This window comes from Pseudomonas rhizozeae, from assembly GCF_031583775.1.
GTDB lineage: Bacteria > Pseudomonadota > Gammaproteobacteria > Pseudomonadales > Pseudomonadaceae > Aquipseudomonas.
Genome location: NZ_JAVLSB010000007.1, coordinates 129,475 through 145,804, shown reverse-complemented (window position 1 = coordinate 145,804; position 16,330 = coordinate 129,475). Strand labels below are relative to the sequence as shown.

The 16,330-nt window shown below is 57.9% G+C and carries 14 protein-coding genes; 7 read left to right on the top strand and 7 right to left on the bottom strand.

The annotated features are described in order from the left end of the window. The first annotated feature begins 119 nt into the window (after nucleotides 1-119). From RG836_RS01805 to RG836_RS01790, 4 genes are all read left to right on the top strand, one after another. Entirely contained in the window at nucleotides 120-800 is a 681-nt protein-coding gene (locus tag RG836_RS01805; protein WP_310842729.1) for a Fe2+-dependent dioxygenase, read from the top strand. Beyond that, entirely contained in the window at nucleotides 797-1,561 is a 765-nt protein-coding gene (locus RG836_RS01800; RefSeq protein ID WP_310842728.1) for a tetratricopeptide repeat protein, read from the top strand. Before RG836_RS01805 ends, RG836_RS01800 begins: the two co-directional genes overlap by 4 nt. A gap of 230 nt (nucleotides 1,562-1,791) precedes the next feature. Next, nucleotides 1,792-4,113: an alpha-xenorhabdolysin family binary toxin subunit A gene (locus tag RG836_RS01795; protein ID WP_310842726.1), complete on the top strand. Its 2,322-nt coding sequence runs from the start codon at nucleotides 1,792-1,794 to the stop codon at nucleotides 4,111-4,113. 2 nt (nucleotides 4,114-4,115) lie between these two features. Next, entirely contained in the window at nucleotides 4,116-5,069 is a 954-nt protein-coding gene (locus tag RG836_RS01790; RefSeq protein ID WP_310842724.1) for a hypothetical protein, read from the top strand. A 47-nt stretch (nucleotides 5,070-5,116) separates the two neighbouring features. Here the strand turns inward: RG836_RS01790 and RG836_RS01785 are convergent, their stop codons facing one another. The 5 genes from RG836_RS01785 to RG836_RS01765 form a co-directional block, all read right to left on the bottom strand. Beyond that, nucleotides 5,117-6,280, bottom strand: coding sequence for a type III PLP-dependent enzyme (locus tag RG836_RS01785; protein WP_310842722.1), 1,164 nt, complete (start codon nucleotides 6,278-6,280; stop codon nucleotides 5,117-5,119). Between the two features lie 392 nt (nucleotides 6,281-6,672). Further along, entirely contained in the window at nucleotides 6,673-7,830 is a 1,158-nt protein-coding gene (locus RG836_RS01780; protein ID WP_310842721.1) for an osmoprotectant ABC transporter ATP-binding protein OsmV, read from the bottom strand. Continuing rightward, on the bottom strand, nucleotides 7,827-8,480 hold the full coding sequence (locus tag RG836_RS01775) for an ABC transporter permease (protein WP_310842720.1): 654 nt from the start codon (nucleotides 8,478-8,480) through the stop codon (nucleotides 7,827-7,829). The genes RG836_RS01780 and RG836_RS01775 overlap by 4 nt, the downstream gene beginning before the upstream one ends. 19 nt (nucleotides 8,481-8,499) lie before the next feature. Next, on the bottom strand, nucleotides 8,500-9,402 hold the full coding sequence (locus tag RG836_RS01770; protein ID WP_310842719.1) for a glycine betaine ABC transporter substrate-binding protein: 903 nt from the start codon (nucleotides 9,400-9,402) through the stop codon (nucleotides 8,500-8,502). Nucleotides 9,403-9,416: 14 nt separating this feature from the next. Beyond that, complete coding sequence (locus RG836_RS01765; RefSeq protein ID WP_310842718.1) at nucleotides 9,417-10,130, bottom strand: ABC transporter permease; 714 nt, start codon at nucleotides 10,128-10,130, stop codon at nucleotides 9,417-9,419. A gap of 337 nt (nucleotides 10,131-10,467) precedes the next feature. Between RG836_RS01765 and RG836_RS01760 the strand changes: the two genes are divergently transcribed. The 3 genes from RG836_RS01760 to RG836_RS01750 all read left to right on the top strand — a co-directional run bounded on the left by RG836_RS01760 (nucleotide 10,468) and on the right by RG836_RS01750 (nucleotide 14,168). Then, nucleotides 10,468-12,051, top strand: coding sequence for a peptide chain release factor 3 (locus RG836_RS01760; RefSeq protein WP_310842717.1), 1,584 nt, complete (start codon nucleotides 10,468-10,470; stop codon nucleotides 12,049-12,051). 556 nt (nucleotides 12,052-12,607) lie between these two features. Continuing rightward, the gene (locus tag RG836_RS01755) at nucleotides 12,608-13,042 is read left to right on the top strand and encodes a hypothetical protein (protein ID WP_310842715.1); all 435 of its coding nucleotides are present in this window, start codon (nucleotides 12,608-12,610) and stop codon (nucleotides 13,040-13,042) included. Between the two features lie 637 nt (nucleotides 13,043-13,679). Beyond that, a complete protein-coding gene (locus tag RG836_RS01750; RefSeq protein WP_310842713.1) occupies nucleotides 13,680-14,168 on the top strand; it encodes a hypothetical protein in 489 nt (162 codons plus the stop codon). A 208-nt stretch (nucleotides 14,169-14,376) separates the two neighbouring features. Here the strand turns inward: RG836_RS01750 and RG836_RS01745 are convergent, their stop codons facing one another. Together RG836_RS01745 and RG836_RS01740 are read right to left on the bottom strand one after the other, a co-directional pair. Next, nucleotides 14,377-15,357, bottom strand: coding sequence for a peptide ABC transporter ATP-binding protein (locus RG836_RS01745; RefSeq protein WP_310842711.1), 981 nt, complete (start codon nucleotides 15,355-15,357; stop codon nucleotides 14,377-14,379). Continuing rightward, nucleotides 15,357-16,325, bottom strand: coding sequence for an ABC transporter ATP-binding protein (locus tag RG836_RS01740; protein WP_310842710.1), 969 nt, complete (start codon nucleotides 16,323-16,325; stop codon nucleotides 15,357-15,359). The genes RG836_RS01745 and RG836_RS01740 overlap by 1 nt, the downstream gene beginning before the upstream one ends. Between the last annotated feature and the right edge of the window lie 5 nt (nucleotides 16,326-16,330).

The window sequence follows — 16,330 nt, the reverse complement described above, 5'->3', positions numbered from 1 at the left end:
TGAATTTACATTCTTTACATTTTGTCCTTACGGTTTTTACAGTTTCGCTCGTCGCCCGAGTTTTACAGCGTCAATAAGAATCACTACCATCGCGGCTCTTTGCTCACAGGTACCGCGCCATGCTGCTGCACATCCCAGATTTGTTCGCCCGCGAGGAAGTGCAGCGCATCCGCGAAGCGCTGGAACAGGCGGATTGGGCCGATGGCAAAATCACCGCCGGGTTCCAGTCGGCCAAGGCCAAGCACAACCTGCAATTGCCTGAAGGCCATCCACTGGCCCAGGAAATCGGCGCGGCGATGCTCGAGCGTTTGTGGAAAAACCCGTTGTTCATGTCGGCGGCGTTACCGCACAAAGTCTTCCCGCCGCTGCTCAATTGCTACACCGCCGGCGGGAGTTTCGATTTCCACATCGACAACGCCGTGCGCCAGCCCAAGGGCAGCGTCGAGCGGGTGCGCACCGACCTGTCGGCGACTCTGTTCTTCAGCGACCCCGAGGATTACGACGGCGGCGAACTGGACATCCAGGACACCTTCGGCACCCAACGGGTGAAACTGCCCGCCGGCGACATGGTGCTGTACCCCGGCACCAGCCTGCACAAGGTCAATGCCGTAACCCGTGGCGCGCGCTACGCGGCGTTCTTCTGGACCCAGAGCCTGGTGCGTGAAGACAGCCAGCGTGCGTTGCTGTTCGAGATGGACGGCGCGATCCAGCAACTGACTCGCGACGTGCCCGATCACCCGTCATTGATTCGCCTCACTGGCACCTATCACAACCTGCTGCGCCGTTGGGTCGAGGTATGAGCTTTCACCTGCGCCGCGAGGAAGTGCTCGACGGTGATCGCCTCAAAGCCATGCTTAACGAGAGTCCCGCTCGTGCCGCCCAGGCGATTTTGCTCGCTGCCCGCGAAGGTGTGCTCGAGGCCCAGGCCCTGCTCGGGCAGATCCTCCTGGACGGGCAGGGCATCGAACAGGATCAGCCGCTGGCGCTGCGCTGGTTCGAGATCGCCGCCCGGCGTGGCCACGGCATGGCGCGCAACATGCTCGGGCGCTGTCATGAGCATGGCTGGGGCTGTGTCGGCGATGCCGGGCTGGCGTCGCGGCATTACCGGATCGCCGCGGACGCCGGGCTGGATTGGGCGATGTACAACTACGCCAACCTCCTCGCCACCGGCCGTGGCGTAAGGGCCAACCAGGCTGAAGCGCTGCGGCTTTATCGCCGTGCTGCCGAACTTGGCCATGCCAAATCAATGAATTTGCTGGGGCGTTATCTGGAGGAGGGGCAGCATTGCCCGGCCAATCCCCAGGCGGCATTCGAGTGGTATCGCCGCTCGGCCGAGGGCGGGGATTTTCGCGGGCAGTTCAGCCATGGCAGTGTGCTGGTCACCCAAGGCCGGACCGAAGAAGGCTTGATCTGGTTGCGCAAGGCAATGCACCTCGGCCATTCGACTTTCCTGAAAGGCGCCGCCCGTGCTTTGTCGCTGGCCCCCGATGAGTGTCTACAGGCACTGGCGAACGAGTACGGCGAAAAGCACCAGCTACTCACGGCTGCATCAGTCAGTTGAGTGCGCGTTTTAACCGTTAATCTATAGAAGTTGTTTCTTCGTTAGTTGTACTTCCTCGGTTTTGCGGGGCGTCATCAGATTGTAGTTTTTAAATACATCTCTGATTTTGACGTCCGCCTTGTCTTTTGCTTAGTCTGATTGCAGTTCCGGTTTTATATCGGAATAAATACGAGGCAAATGAATGTCTCGTCTCTTTTGATTCTTAACCAAGTTTAATTAACGGATTAATTATGACTAGCCATGATTTATGGGACGACGCACTAAGAGGCGCCACCCCTGAACAACTGAATGATTTCGCCGCTCAAGTGCCAAAGTTGCTGACAGGTGTGTCTGTCGCCGGTGACGACAACGTCATTCGAGACACCGGTTTGTTGCTGACCAAAAAGCAGGTCATCGACCTGCGCAAATACGAAGCCGCCGGCCTGGCACTGCCGTATACCCTCAAAGACGTGATCGACTACCTGCGCTTCGGTGCCGGCCAGGATGGCGGCGCAGGCCTGCGCCCGGAAGACTTTTTGACAACCTTCCAGAACACCCGCAACCACGCCCGCCGCTGGTCGCCGCTGCGGGAAAAAATCATGATGACCGGCAGCGATCTGAAAACCTTCGCCCGCAGCATGCTCAATTACGGCGAAGGCATGGAAGAAGTAGCCGCCGAAGTCAAAGCCAGTGGTTTGCTCGAGCGCTACAACATCAAGACCATGGAACAACTGCGCGAACTTGAACTGGAACTCGGTGACAAGTTCCCTGGTATTGAGCTGGAAGAAGATACGCTGAGTAACCTGGGTTATTACCTGGATCGTATTTTCGAAAAAATCGAAACTAACCTCGAGATCGTGACCGCGATCAAGAAAGAACTGGACACTTTCGGCTATGACTTGCGCGAACATGTATTACCCGGCATCAAGCTACGGGTCGGCATGATTGATGGCAGTACGTTGTCGGCCGATATCAAACGCATCAAAGAGATCATTGACCAACGCGCACTGGAAATCGATATCAAGAACACCGAATACAAAGCGGCCGTGCAAGAAGCGCTGAAGGCGGCGGCGGGCATGAACATCGTTGGTCTTGCGATGGCCATCTACATGGGCGTCGAGGCGGAAAACATTCGTGCTCAACGCAATCGTCTGTATGCCGAGCAGGAACAGGACATTCAAACCCTCAACGCGATGAACCAGACCCTGGGTTCGCTGGCGCGGGTCAAACATGATCTGCAGAGCTTGATGATCGTGTCCATCGACGCCGATGTCGCCACGCAGAACCTGATGCACGTCTGGAACTCGCTGTTCCTGTCGGTGCGCACCTCCTTCCAGTCCATCAGCCGTATCAACAACGCCCTGGGCCTGGCGATTTTCATGCGTCAGTTCCGGGAAATCGTTGCGCCGTGGGGCGATATCGAAAAGAACTCGGACAAGTTGCTCCAGGTATTCAAGGACGCCGACGAAGAATACGACCGTAATTACACCTCGAGTACCCGCCCGATGAATGTCACCCCGATCAACATCCGCTCTCGCACCGTCACCATGCGCAACATGGCCATTGGCGTTCAGGCCGGTGCGGCATATCCGTCCATCGACAAAGCGTTGCTGGCCAGCAGCAATCAACAGATGCGCGACGACCGGACCGATGCCGGCGTCTGGTGCACCAAGCTCAATTACCTGCCGCACCTGTACGACCGTTTCAACCGGTTGGTGCTGAACGTTGGCACCGCCGGCATGAAGTTGCAGGAAGCGGCGCAAGACAACCAGTACACCCTGGACCTGAACATCGGTCGACTGGCGCGTCTCGAAGCGGACCTGCGCGATGAGCTCAACGGCGATAACGACCTGGAGCTCATTACCGAGCTGGAGCGTGAGCGCACTCAGTTGCTGGACGACGCCGTGCAATCGGTACGCGAGCCTGGCAACACGGTTCGTGATTGCCTCAAAGACATCTCCGACGCTTTTGATCAGCGCCTCACCCGTGCCTATCTGGTGGATTTCGAACGTGAAGCCCGTGAAGCCGCTGCGGAAATCGACGTACTGCGCGCGAAGTTGGTGGCCGTACAGGATGAACGCAAAGTGGTGATCGATGCGGTCAAGGCGATCGAGAAATCCGGTCTTGATGAACTCGGTAAAGGCATCGTCCTGACCATCGAAAAACTCAAGGAGCTGGGCCTGGCGCCGCCGGAAATTCAGTTGGTGATGTTCGCCATCGAACAACTGAAAAAAACCACGGAAGACATTGGCAATGGCATCCGTTTCCTCGACATGGTTCGCGAGAGCGACAAGTTGCAGGAAAAAATCGAGGCCCTGTCCAGGCAGATCGACCTGGAAAGTTCGATCATCAGCACCTCGACCGGCAAGGCCAAATACATCCATGCGATCCACGCGATCGAAGAGCAGCGCCACGTGTATGCGTCGGAGTACGCCAAGGCTGCGACCGCTTTCGAGCATTTCGTCAGGGCCATGGACGCGGAGCAATTCGCCGACAGCGCCGCGCGCAGTCTGGGCTTCACCCAGCAAGCCCGGCAATTCCTCGAGTTCCTCGGGCCGGTAGCGCGGCCTTAAGGTTGCAAGGACGACGCCTGGCGAGACGGCCAGGCGTCGCCGGAGGAAACGCGATGTTTGATTATTTACTGGCGGAAAATAACTTCGTCTCGATCAGGACGTACAAGGACTTTCTCAACGACCTCGGCCCCACCCTGGCGCACATACAATCGTTCTCCGATTCGATCGCGCGACAGGGACATCAATTGCTGGTCCCGCCCGATGCGCGCGCACTGGGTTTCGCCGCGATGGCTTCCATGGCTTCATGGCAGGGCATCAAGGCCTCGATCGACGCGCTGGGTCATGGGATTGCATGGGTGTTGCGCGACCTCAACGGTTTTTTACGCGAGTTCGAAGCCATCAACGATGAAGGCTGGGATCGGCGCACCGCCATTAGCCGAATCGATCCGCAGCGGTTCAGTGTCGTCAGGTCGGAGAGCTGGACCGATCAGCCGCCGATCGATGTGCTGGATATCATGCACATGTTCGTGTTCCGGCTGGGCATGTGCGAGCGGACGGTCGAGCTTCTCAAAGCCAATGTGCGCACCCTGACCGAAGACACCCACAGTATCGTCGTGCGATTCATCGAGTCGCTGAAACTGCGCCTGTGCAGTTGCGATGGCCCGGTTTCCAAGATCGAGGCGTATTACACCCTCGGGCGGTTGGGCTTGCCGGGCATGCAGTACAACCCGAACGACCGTTACTCGGAACAGCAGCGCCGCGAACTGGCCAGGCAACACATCGCGCGTCTTGAAGCGCTGCACTGGCACTGCACGGGCGCCACCAACAACCTGGGGGATTTCTGTTACAGGCTCCTGCGCTTCATCAACGATGCCCGCCGCGAACTGTTATCGCACCATCATTCGCAGACGCTGCCGCGCGCCAAGTTGTCGATGCGCCTGATGGATTATTCGTTGACCGAGGTCCGCGACATGTCCACGCAACTGACGAGCATGGCGCGCACACTCAACACATAAAAAAAGCCCATGAGACGTCATGGGCTTTTCGCGTGCAGCGTGAGCGTTTACAGGTAGAACGATTTCAGCGGCGGGAAGCCATTGAATTCCACCGCGCTGTAGCTGGTGGTGTAGGCGCCGGTCGAGAGCCAGTACAAACGGTCGCCGATGGCCAGGTTCAGTGGCAGGCCATATTTGTAGTTCTCGTACATGATGTCGGCGCTGTCGCAGGTTGGGCCGGCGATCACCACTTCTTCCACTTCACCTTTTTTCTCGGTCCAGATCGGGAACTTGATGGCTTCGTCCATGGTTTCGATCAGGCCGGAGAACTTGCCCACATCCGTGTACACCCACCGCTCGACGGCAGTACGGGATTTACGCGCCACCAGCACCACTTCGCTGACCAGGATGCCGGCGTTGGCGATCAACGAACGGCCCGGCTCCAGGATGATTTCCGGCAAGTCGTCACCGAAGTCTTCCTTGAGGAAGCGGATGATTTCTTCGGCGTAGGTTTCAAGGCTGTTGGTGCGGGTGATGTAGTTGGCCGGGAAGCCACCACCCATGTTGATCAGCTTCAGCTCAATGCCGTCTTCTTCCTTCAAGCGCTCGAAGATCACTTTGACCTTGGCAATCGCGGCGTCCCAGACGCTGATGTCGCGCTGTTGCGAACCCACGTGGAACGACAGGCCGTAAGGCACCAGGCCGAGGTCGCGGGCGAGGATCAGCAGGTCCATGGCCATGTCGGTCTGGCAACCGAATTTGCGCGACAACGGCCAGTCAGCGGTGGTCGAGCCTTCGGTGAGGATGCGCACGTAGACTTTCGAGCCCGGTGCGGCTTTGGCGATGTTGCGCAGGTCCGCTTCGGAGTCGGTTGCGTACAGACGCACGCCCTTATCGTAGAAGTACCGGATGTCCTTGGATTTCTTGATGGTGTTGCCGTAGCTGATGCGATCCGGGCTGACGCCCTGGTTCATCACCTTGTCCAGCTCGTAGATCGAGGCGATGTCGAAGTTCGAGCCTTTTTCCTTGAGCAGGTCGATGATCTCGACGGCCGGGTTGGCCTTGACCGCGTAGTAGACCTTGGCGAATTCGAAACCGGCGCGCAGGTCGTCATAGGCCTTGCTGATCATCGCGGTGTCGATCACCACGAACGGGGTTTCTTGCTGGTCGGCGAACGCCTTCATTTTCTGAAAGGTATCGCGCGCGAAATAGTCTTCGACGTTGATCGACATGCTGGAACTCCTAATGGCAAACGGGTAAATACAATGGGTGCAAATGAACGTCCTCCGTATCCCCACTTTGGTTCGCCTACTTCCCAAGGCATTGCCGCCGAAAGCAAAAAGGTTTCCCTGGCGCTGCGCCTCGGGGGACCTTGCTGTCTCGTCGTCAGTACTTGAGCCGGATGGATCGTTTCCAGCATGGACGTTCGGCGCGAACTTTAGGGCGTGAGGGGCTTGAGATCAACTAAAAATGTCGCGTTTTTGCACGCTTCCGTCGTGCGGTCCTGGCCACTACTTATGTAACCGACCGGCATGACAGTGTGATGTTCCCCGGAACAGGGATATGGAAGGGATACATGCCGCCTTCGTGACGAGGGAGTTTGCTCCCTCGCCACAGAGTTAGGTCAAGCAACGGCGATTTCGGCGGGCGAAACAATGCTGGTCTTGCCACCCCGGGATTTACCCGAGCTTAGATACTCGGCAATCGATTCCTGCGTCACTTCACCGAGGAACACCCGTTCGGCATCCATCACCGGCAGCCACGAACGGTTGAACTCGTACATCCGCGACAACAGGATGCGCAAGTGCTCGTCGTAGGCCGCCGTGGCGTTGAACTCACGCAGGTATTGCGCGCAGGTCCCGGTCTGACGGTGCAGGTCGCGACGGCGCACGTAACCCAGTGCCTTGTTCTCAGCGTCGGTCACGACCACATAACGGCGGTCGTGCTCGTCCATCAATTCCAGCGCCTCGGCCACCGGAGTTTCCGGGCTGACCGACGGCGCGTTGTCCGCCGCGTCTTCGGCCTTCACCAGCAACAGGCGTTTCAAGGTGCTGTCCTGGCCGACGAAGCTGCTGACGAACTCGTCCGCCGGGTGCGCGAGCAGGGTGTCGGGGTGGTCGATCTGCAATAGCTTGCCGGCGCGGAAAATCGCGATCTTGTCGCCGAGCTTGATCGCTTCATCAATGTCGTGGCTGACCATGATCACGGTCTTGTTCAGCGCACGCTGCATCTCGAAGAATTCGTTCTGGATCATCTCGCGGTTGATCGGGTCGACCGCGCCGAACGGTTCGTCCATCAGCAACAACGGCGCATCCGCCGCCAGCGCACGGATCACGCCGATGCGCTGTTGTTGACCACCGGACAACTCACGCGGATAGCGATGCAAATACTGCTTGGGCTCCAGCTTGATCATGCTCATCAACTCGCGGGCGCGGTCGTGGCATTTCTGTTTGTCCCAACCCAGCAGCTTCGGTACCACCACGATGTTTTCTTCGATGGTCATGTTCGGGAACAGACCGATCTGCTGGATCACATAACCGATATTGCGGCGCAGCGTCACTTCGTCGAGGTCGGTGGTGTCTTCGCCGTTGATCAGGATCTTGCCCGAGGTCGGCTTGATCAGGCGGTTGATCATCTTCAGCGTGGTGCTCTTGCCGCAACCCGATGGCCCGAGGAACACGCAGATCTCGCCTTCATTGACGGTCAGGCTCACCGAGTCCACGGCTTTCACATCTTTGCCGTTGCTTTGGAAGGTCTTGCTGAGGTTTTGAAGTTCGATCATTTGAGTAATCCTTTTGGAGTCAGCGAGCGTTGCAGCCATTGCAGAAGCAGGTCGGCGAAGATGGCCAGGACACTGACCAGCACGGCGCCGACAATCAGCATCGACATGTCGCTGCGGCTGATGGAAGCAAGAATAAGCACACCGAGGCCACCGGCACCGATGGTGGCGGCGATGGTCATCACGCCGATGTTCATCACCACCGCGGTGCGCACGCCGGCGAGGATCACCGGCACCGCAATCGGCAACTCGACCATGCGCAAGCGCTGGCCGAAGGTCATGCCGATGCCGCGCGCGGCTTCACGAATGCCCGGTTCGACGCCGGTCAGCGCCAGGTAGGTGTTGCGCATGATCGGCAGCAGCGAATAGAGGAACACCGCAGTGATCGCCGGCATCGGGCCCAGGCCCTGGCCGAATTTGGAGTAGAACGGCAGCAGCAAGCCGAACAGCGCAATTGACGGCACGGTCAGCAGCACCGTGGCGCTGGCTTGCAGCGGGCCGGCCAGCGCCGGGAAACGGGTCATCAACACGCCGAGCGGCACGCCGACGACAATCGCCAGGGTCACGGCGATGCCGACCAGGGTGATGTGCTGCCACGTCAGGTGCATCACCTGCGGCCAGTCGAGATGGGAAAAGGCGTTGAGAAATTCCATGGTTTTTTCTCCTTCTGCCTTAATGAACAGATTGCAGTGGATGCTGACGCAGGAAATCGGCGGCAACGCTGGACGGGCTCTCGTGATCGACATCGACCCGCGCGTTGAGCTGGCGCATGGTTTCGTCGTCGAACAGCTCGGCCAATGGCTTCAACTGCTCGGCCAGTTTCGGATTGGCCTCGAGAAATGCCTGACGCACCACCGGCGCGGCGGTGTAGTCCGGGAAGTAGTGCAAGTCATCTTCCAGCAGCTTCAACTTGAAGGCGTTCAAGCGGCCGTCGGTGGTGTAGACCAGGCCGGCGAACACTTGTCCATTGCGCAGCGCGGTGTAGACCAGGCCGGCGTCCATCTGCCGGATGTTGTTGCGCGTCAGGTTCATGCCGTACAGCTTGACCATGCCTTCCAGACCGTCGGAACGGTTGGCGAACTCGGTGTCGAGCGCCACCAGGTGGTTGGTCTTGGCTTCGGCCTGCAACACGCTGTTCAACTCACTGATGTTGGTGATCTGCGGGTATTCGTCAGCCACGTTTTTCGGCAACGCCAGGGCGTAGGTGTTGCTGAATTTCGACGGCGTCAGCCAGACCAGGCCTTTCTTCGCGTCGAGTTCTTTCACCCGGGCGTAGGACTGCGCGCTGTCGAGTTTTTCGGTGACATGGTTGTAGGCCACCAGCGACACGCCGGTGTATTCCCAAAGCATGTCCAGTTGCCCGCTTTCGTGGGCGCTACGGGCCAGGTTGCTGCCCAGGCCACCGGTGACCTGCACTTCATAGCCTTGAGTGCGCAGGTATTGCGCGGTGATTTCCGCCAGCAGGGTTTGCTCGGTAAACACCCGGGCGCCAATGCGCAGCACGGGTTTTTCAGCAGCCTGGGCGACGCCTGCACACAGCAGCACGCAACCCAGGATCAAGGACGAGATTTTCATGCGAATTCCTTCAATCAACGGCTCAGGCCACGTTCCAGCCAGATACGACTGGCCAGGGTCACCAGGCCATCGAGCAACAACGCCAGCAGTGCGGTGCACGCGGCGCCGAGGATCAGTTGCGGCTGGTTGTTCAGGGCGATGCCGGGAAAAATCAGGCTGCCCAGGCTGTTGGCGCCGATCAGGAAGGCCAGCGGCGCGGTGCCGACGTTGATCGCCAGGGCCACCCGCACGCCACCGATGATAATTGGCACGGCGTTGGGCAACTCGACCCGCCACAGCACTTGGCTCGGGGTCATGCCGATGCCGACGGCAGCCTCTTTGAGCGAGCCCTGGACGTTTTTCAGGCCTTCATAGGTGTTGCGCACGATGGGCAGCAGGGAGGCGAGGAACAGGGCGAAGATCGCCGGGCCACTGCCGATGCCGAGGATGCCCAGGGCAATCGCCAGCACGGCGAGGGGCGGCACGGTGTTGCCGATGTTGAAGACCTGCATGAAGCGTTCGGCGCGGCCGACCATGCTGGGGCGGCTGAGGAAGATGCCGGCGGGGATGCCCACGACAAGGGCGGCCAGCATGGACGCGAGGACGAGAATCAAATGGGCTTGCAGGTAAAACAGTAAATCATCGCGGTAGTGGTCGATCGTGTTGATGCCGATCCAGTGGACCAGCAGGGCCAGGAGCGCGACTACCACCGCACCTCCTATCAGCCCTTTGCCATAGCGAATAGCCACAGGCAGACTCCTTTTTTTCAGTCGGCGCACACCGTCCCGTGTGGCAGGCCATTCCTGGCTGCCGGGACAAGTGTTCGCGAGAAGCAGCTGTTCATGCCGTTGTTGCCGCATGAGAACGAGCCATAAGCGCAGCCACGTCAGGCTAACTTGCTGATTTTTCAGCCCCTGACGACAGGTCGTAACAAGTCGTAACGGGGGAGTGGACGTCTCCACGCTTCAAAAGGTTCCCATCGGCGGCAGCATTTGGCCACCCTTGATGTACTCAACGGTACGGTTTGCCCTTCAGTTTGGGCTATAATCGCCGCCCTTTTTTGAATCACCTGCCAGGCGATTTCCCATGACCAAACAGGCCGCCGAAGTCGCGAAACGCCGCACTTTCGCCATTATTTCCCACCCCGATGCCGGTAAAACCACCATCACCGAAAAGCTCTTGCTGATGGGCAAGGCGATCGCAGTGGCCGGCACGGTGAAATCCCGAAAATCCGACCGCCATGCCACCTCCGACTGGATGGAGATGGAAAAGCAGCGGGGTATTTCCATTACCACGTCGGTCATGCAGTTCCCGTATCGCGAACACATGATCAACCTGCTCGACACCCCCGGCCACGAAGACTTCTCCGAAGACACCTACCGCACCCTGACGGCAGTCGACTCGGCGCTGATGGTGCTCGACGGCGGTAAGGGCGTCGAGCCACGGACCATCGCCCTGATGGACGTTTGCCGCTTGCGCGACACGCCGATCGTCAGCTTCATCAACAAGCTCGACCGCGACATCCGCGACCCGATCGAACTGCTCGACGAGATCGAAGCCGTGCTCAAGATCAAGGCCGCGCCGATCACCTGGCCGATCGGTTGCTACCGCGACTTCAAAGGCGTCTACCACCTCGCCGACGACTACATCATCGTCTACACCGCCGGCCACGGCCACGAGCGCACCGACGTAAAAATCATCGAGAAGCTCGACTCCGACGAAGCCCGCGCGCACTTGGGCGATGAGTACGACCGTTTCGTCGAACAGCTTGAGCTGGTGCAGGGCGCCTGCCACGAATTCAACCAGCAGGAATTCCTCGACGGCCAACTGACCCCGGTGTTCTTCGGCACCGCGCTGGGCAACTTCGGCGTCGATCACGTGCTCGACGCCGTGGTCGACTGGGCCCCGAAACCCCTGGCCCGCGTGGCCAACGAGCGCACCGTGGAACCGGTGGAAGAGAAATTCGCCGGTTTCGTGTTCAAGATCCAGGCGAACATGGACCCGAAACACCGCGACCGCATCGCCTTCATGCGCATCTGTTCCGGCAAGTACGAAAAAGGCATGAAGATGCGCCACGTGCGCACCGGTAAGGACGTGCGCATCGGCGACGCCCTGACCTTCTTCTCCTCCGAGCGTGAGCAACTGGAAGAAGCCTTCGCCGGCGACATCATCGGCCTGCACAACCACGGCACCATCCAGATCGGCGACACCTTCACCGAAGGTGAGGCCCTGGGCTTCACCGGCATCCCGCACTTCGCCCCGGAACTGTTCCGCCGCGTGCGCCTGAAAGACCCACTCAAGTCCAAGCAACTGCGCCAGGGCTTGCAGCAACTGGCCGAAGAGGGCGCCACCCAGGTGTTCTTCCCGGAACGCAGCAACGACATCATCCTCGGCGCCGTCGGCGTGCTGCAGTTCGACGTCGTCGCCAGCCGCTTGAAAGAGGAATACAAGGTCGAGTGCTCCTACGAGCCAATCACCGTGTACTCCGCGCGCTGGATCGACAGCGACGACAAAAAGAAACTCGAAGAACTGCGCAACAAAGCCGTGGAAAACCTCGCTGTCGACGGCGGCGGCCACCTGACGTACCTGGCGCCGACAAGGGTGAACCTGGCCCTGATGGAAGAGCGCTGGCCCGACATCAACTTCCGCGCGACGCGTGAGCATCACTAAGGGCTGAGTTGAGTTGAGCTGAATACTGAAAACCCCGTTGCGAGAGCTGCGGGGTTTTTAGTGTGTTCATGTACTTGTCACTGCATTGTGCAACTGTCAGGCAAAGGCCACACAGTGATGTACTGGCTGCTTATTTCCGTTGATGAGGTTATGTTCGTCGTACTTTTCGACACTGGCATAAAAGGCCTTATGCGCTGTGCCTGAATTCTTGCTGGAAAAAAATTGCCTTCTTATAAAGCATTGCTAGTCATGATATTAGTCCCTGAGTTGATTCGAAGAGCGTTGATCGGTACTGCACGAAGTCGGTGTACCCCATTAGAGGCGAATGATCTACTGTCAATGTTTACAGTGAAACGATTCAGCTTAAGTGACAGAAGAGGTGCGCTCTGGAATTTCGTTGAATGTGAAGGTGGTTCAAGTAAAACCGTCGCTGAGCTCAATTGCCATATTATCGTGTAGCTGTCTACTGTCAGGTCTGACAGTAGACAGTGTAATTTTTCGAGCTGAAGATAATTCGCGTAGGGGTCTTTTATCAACATGAAAAGAGGGTCTTGTCATGAGCTCGATCGCAGATAAAAAGCTGCTGGCCAGTCAGCAACTCTATTTTAAAGCGGATAAATACCGGGGGTTTGATGCGCGGTTTCTGTTTTTTACCGTGCGTGATTCTGGTGTCATCGATTTGATAGGTTTGGGGGATGAACGTTCAGAGCTCAGATTTTCATTGCCTAATGACGAGTTAGAACTTAATCGCGAGTTGCCCTTGTCCTACAGTGGCGAGGGTGGTGTGCGCTGTTATTACATCGATGAGAATGGATTTTGGGAGCCCGCGAACGGGTCAATTACTTTTTACAGTCTGAGTGTTGTCGAAGGTGTTGCTGTGTTTTCATTCAAGTTTTCTGGGCATCAGCCTAATGGCAGTATCGAAGACTTTCAAGCCGTCGGCGGTGGTCACTTTAAAGGAATAACTCGTCCTAACGTCTCGCCGTCTTAAAAACGAACCATTCAATGTTATGAACTGTTTGGTTTGATGACGACCGAGCCTGCTTTCACAAAAATCTATGTTTGGTCATGGACCTCAGATGCTCGGAAAATCCAGTGTGGGAGCGGGCTTGCTCGCGAATGCGGTTTTTTCATTCGGCAGCGATGTCGACTGACGTACAGCTTTCGCGAGCGGGCTCGCTCCCACGGTTATGGGGCGTCTTAGATCTTGGTAATAGGCTTTATTCCAAACCAGTCTCCCCGGCGATGGCATTTCCTGCCTGTCGTTAACGACCCTGACCCCGATGATGACGACGATTCGTCATCGACCTGAATCCTGGGCAAAAGAAACTCCTCTCCAAGACTGATGGGCAGTCTTGGGGAGGAGTTTTATTAGAGCTGTGAGCCGCTCATGCTGTTGCATTTTCATTCGAGTTCGGGGCCTTCGTTTATTTTCAGCATCGAAGCATTAACGGCTGCAGTCGTTTCGGTATTTAATACCAGGTCAGGCCTTTTATTGATAAATGTTATTCCAAAAAATAATAAATAGCTGAAACGATTAACTGTCAAGTTCGACAGTAGCGACGGCTTGTTTAGAAGGTTAACAATGATGTCTCTATTCATTGGGATAGTGATCAAAGGAGAAGATGATGAGCAAGCCAAGTTCAGTGAGAGATGCTAGTAGTGCCAAAGTGTACGAGCTAAATTCCGAGATGTTGTCAGAGTCGTCGACAATTGTCAGGGGAGCTATAGTAGGTAGGCCCGTTCATGCTACGGTGGTCCTCGACACAGAACCTGAACTACCCATATACATCCAAATCTATCGTGGGGATGTAAAGAGCGGTGATGCGTTTGTTTTAGGCCCCGAATTGTACATGGATATTTTTCTGGACGGAGACTATAGAGAGGCTGACAGCGGATGTGTGAACGTCATAGAACTCGACAAGGTTAATAAAATTCTTGAAATGGTAGCTTATTGCACTGTTCCAATAGCGGGCGACCATAGAAGTTTTCGATTTCATGCGAGGGCTACAAATATTTACGTGGACGGGAGCAAAGGCGCAAATGAAAATGAAAATGAGATTATCAAAAAACTAGAAGCCGGAAGGGCGCGGTCAAAATCGAGTCGGCGGGTTTGATGCGTCAGCGTCGCTCTAAGAAAAGCCGATGATGATAACAGTTATGAGAAAACCCCTCCCCCCGGACTGATGCGCAATCCTGAGGGAGGGGTTTGGTTTAAGCAGTCAAACCATCTGTGGGAGCGAGCCTGCTCGCGAAAGCGCCGGATCAGTCGACAACATCACTGACTGACACGCCCTATTCGCGAGCAGGCTCGCTCGCACATTTTTACGCCGCGCCGTGCAGGAACTGCTCGGCGTAGTGGCAAGCGACCTGGCGATTGTCGAGCGGGCGCAGGGCCGGCTCTTCGGTGCTGCAACGCTCGGTAGCGTACGGGCAGCGCTTGTGGAAGGCGCAGCCCGAAGGCGGGTTCAGCGGGTTGGGCAACTCGCCGACGATTTTGATCTTCGGCTTGTTCGGGTCCGGGTGAATGGTCGGGGTCGCCGACAGCAGCGCCTGGGTGTACGGGTGCAGCGGACGCTCGTAGATGTCGTTCTTCGGGCCCATTTCCACCGGGCGGCCGAGGTACATCACCATCACATCATCGGCCACGTGCTGCACGACCGCGAGGTTGTGCGAGATGAACACATAAGCGGTGTTGAACTCTTGCTGCAGATCCATGAACAGGTTCAGCACCTGGGCCTGGATCGATACGTCGAGTGCCGAGGTCGGTTCGTCCGCCACCAGTACTTTCGGTTGCAGCATCATCGCCCGGGCGAGGGCGATCCGCTGGCGCTGGCCGCCGGAGAACATGTGCGGATAACGCTGGTAATGTTCGGGACGCAAGCCCACCTGCTTCATCATCGCCTGGACCTTCTCGCGACGTTCGGCCGCCGACAGGTTGGTGTTGATCAGCAGCGGCTCGCCGAGCTGGTCACCGACTTTCTGCCGTGGGTTCAACGACGCGTACGGGCTCTGGAACACCATCTGCACGTCTTTGCGCAATTGCTTGCGCTGGGTCTTGTCAGCGCCGGCGACTTCCTGGCCGGCGATTTTCAGCGAGCCCGACGACGGTTCTTCGATCAACGTGAGGGCGCGGGCCAGGGTGGATTTGCCGCAACCCGATTCACCGACGACGGCGAGGGTCTTGCCGGCTTCGAGTTCGAACGACACCCCGTTGAGGGCGCGCACGGTCGCATGACCCTTGAACAGGCCACGGGACACTTCGTAGTGACGGGTCAGGTCGCGGGCGGTAAGTACGACGGCCATTACGCCACCTCCTGGTTCAGCGGGTAGAAGCAGCGGGCGAGGCTGTTGCTTTTCGGATCGAGCGCCGGGCGCTGGGTGCGGCAGTTGTCCTGCACGTACGGGCAACGCGGGGACAGCAGGCAGCCCTGCGGACGGTCATAGCGACCGGGCACGATGCCCGGCAGAGTCGACAGGCGAGAGGCGCCGAGGCTGTGCTCCGGAATCGCCTTGAGCAGCGCTTCGCTGTACGGGTGCGCCGGGATGTCGAACAGTTGCGGCACTTGCCCGACTTCCACCGCTTGGCCGGCGTACATCACGCACACGCGCTGGGCGGTTTCGGCCACGACTGCGAGGTCGTGAGTAATCAACACCAGGCCCATGTTCTGCTCTTTCTGCAACGCCAGCAGCAGATCCATGATTTGCGCCTGGATGGTCACGTCCAGCGCGGTGGTCGGTTCGTCGGCGATCAGCAGTTTCGGCTCGCCGGCAATCGCCATGGCAATTGCCACACGCTGGCTCATGCCGCCGGACAGTTGGTGCGGGTAGGCGTCCATACGGCTGGCGGCGCCTGGGATCTCGACTTTTTGCAGCAGTTCGATGGCGCGCTTGCGGGCTTGCTTGCCGGACATTTTCAGGTGCAGGCGCAGCACTTCTTCGATCTGGAAACCGACGGTGTAGCTGGGGTTCAGCGCGGTCATCGGGTCCTGGAACACCATGGCCAGGTCTTTACCGACGATCTGCCGACGCTGACGGCTGCTCAGCTTGAGCATGTCTTTGCCGTCGAAGGTCAGCGAGTCGGCGGTGACAATGCCGGGGTGCTCGATCAGGCCCATCAGCGCCATCATGGTCACGGACTTGCCGGACCCCGATTCGCCCACGATGGCCAGGACTTCGCCCTTGTCCACTTTCAGGTCGAGGCCGTCGACCACGGGCACGGCGGTTTTGTCGCCAAAGCGAACATTGAGATTCTTGATTTCTAGCAGGGACATTGGAA

Bases quoted from the DNA above. Each gene is read 5' to 3' on its own strand.
- RG836_RS01805 (WP_310842729.1), top strand. From the start codon at position 120: ATGCTGCTGCACATCCCAGATTTGTTCGCCCGCGAGGAAGTGCAGCGC.
- RG836_RS01800 (WP_310842728.1), top strand. From the start codon at position 797: ATGAGCTTTCACCTGCGCCGCGAGGAAGTGCTCGACGGTGATCGCCTC.
- RG836_RS01795 (WP_310842726.1), top strand. From the start codon at position 1,792: ATGACTAGCCATGATTTATGGGACGACGCACTAAGAGGCGCCACCCCT.
- RG836_RS01785 (WP_310842722.1), bottom strand. From the start codon at position 6,280: ATGTCGATCAACGTCGAAGACTATTTCGCGCGCGATACCTTTCAGAAA.
- RG836_RS01780 (WP_310842721.1), bottom strand. From the start codon at position 7,830: ATGATCGAACTTCAAAACCTCAGCAAGACCTTCCAAAGCAACGGCAAA.
- RG836_RS01775 (WP_310842720.1), bottom strand. From the start codon at position 8,480: ATGGAATTTCTCAACGCCTTTTCCCATCTCGACTGGCCGCAGGTGATG.
- RG836_RS01770 (WP_310842719.1), bottom strand. From the start codon at position 9,402: ATGAAAATCTCGTCCTTGATCCTGGGTTGCGTGCTGCTGTGTGCAGGC.
- RG836_RS01760 (WP_310842717.1), top strand. From the start codon at position 10,468: ATGACCAAACAGGCCGCCGAAGTCGCGAAACGCCGCACTTTCGCCATT.
- RG836_RS01755 (WP_310842715.1), top strand. From the start codon at position 12,608: ATGAGCTCGATCGCAGATAAAAAGCTGCTGGCCAGTCAGCAACTCTAT.
- RG836_RS01750 (WP_310842713.1), top strand. From the start codon at position 13,680: ATGAGCAAGCCAAGTTCAGTGAGAGATGCTAGTAGTGCCAAAGTGTAC.
- RG836_RS01745 (WP_310842711.1), bottom strand. From the start codon at position 15,357: ATGGCCGTCGTACTTACCGCCCGCGACCTGACCCGTCACTACGAAGTG.
- RG836_RS01740 (WP_310842710.1), bottom strand. From the start codon at position 16,325: ATGTCCCTGCTAGAAATCAAGAATCTCAATGTTCGCTTTGGCGACAAA.